Origin of the sequence: Microcoleus sp. Pol14D4 (genome assembly GCF_036701245.1) — a bacterium.
Lineage (GTDB): Bacteria > Cyanobacteriota > Cyanobacteriia > Cyanobacteriales > Microcoleaceae > Microcoleus.
The window spans coordinates 1,396-2,679 of the sequence record NZ_JAUBQM010000176.1 but is presented as its reverse complement, the minus strand read 5'-3'; the positions used below and the strand labels follow the sequence as shown (position 1 = coordinate 2,679).

The 1,284-nt window shown below is 43.1% G+C and carries 1 protein-coding gene; it reads right to left on the bottom strand.

What is annotated here, in order from left to right:
* The coding region (locus tag QUA33_RS27860; protein ID WP_333152978.1) for a GAF domain-containing protein at nt 1-1,284 on the bottom strand (1,284 nt) is incomplete at both ends.

Below are 1,284 nucleotides of genomic sequence, written 5' to 3'. Positions count from 1 at the left end.
GTAAAGTTGAGCATTCTCAATAGAAATAGCAATTTGGGCAGATAACAGTTTTAACAATTCTAGGCGATCGGTAGTAAAAGCGCCTTCAATCAGGTTATTTTCCAAATAAAGAAGGCCAGTCAGCTTACCTTGGTGCAGCAGAGGAGTACAAAGAATAGACTTCGGTTGAGTAGCTGCAATATAAGGATCGCGGGTAAATTGTCCTTCAAGAGCGGCATTATTTAACACCACATTTTCCTGAGTGCGAATCACATAATTGGCGATCGCACAAGCCAGCAAAGGAGTGGCCCCAGAAGCTGCTGTGGGATTGAGAGGAAGCGATCGCAGCACGCTAACTTCATCCTCCTTCACCGAACCTTCCGCCTCAATCGCCCAGTTTCCCGCTTTTTCTAAAATCAAAAAACCTTTTTGGGCCCCCGCATTCTCGATCGCAATTTTCATCAATCTTTCCAGCAACCTACTCAAAACAATTTCACCCGAAATCGCTTGCGAAGCTTTCATCACAGTAGTTAAATCTAAAGTCTCCCCCAAATTATTGCTAGTAGTCGCCGTCGTAGTTCGGTTAACTTTAGTTTGAGTAGTCGTCTTCCCTGAAGTTCTCGCGATTAATTGAGGATATTTTTCCTCCAAACTCTCAACTTTACGTTTAGCACCCCAGTATTGGTAGCCATAGTGAGCCTTAGTCAAATAGATTTGGGCAAATTCTTCTTTATCCTTCCCCAACCAAAATTTAGCAGCCAGCTCCGCCGCCAGCGCTTCATTCTGAATAAAATCATCCTCTCTAGCCTGAGCTATCGCGCGATCGTACAAATCCATCGCCTCCAAATCTCGACCTGAAATCCTCGCCATTTCTGCCGCCACTAGCGAGAATTTATGTGCGAAACTTTCCCAGCAGTTATCCGCCCAAATTTTAATTTGTTTCTGATTAGCTTCTAATTGCTCCCAATAATCTTTTCGCTGCGATTCAGAAACCTCTGAATACAGAGCCGTTAAGATCAGACAACGGTAAAAATGATGGTGAGCGCTTGAAATATGACCCATCAAATAATCGAGCAGTTCAGCAGCGCGCTCCGATGCTTCTAGCGCCTCACTATACAGTCCGTAAAGATATAAATTCTGCGCTTTTAAAACATAAAACTCGCACAGTGCCGCCATACTTTTACGGCTGTGGAAATTTTCTAAATGCTGTTTTTCGCTAACCTCATCCTCTTCGCCCATCAAATTTAAAATTGCTGACTTATTAGCAAGAATTATATCAATCGCCCATAAATTTTTAGTTTGCTC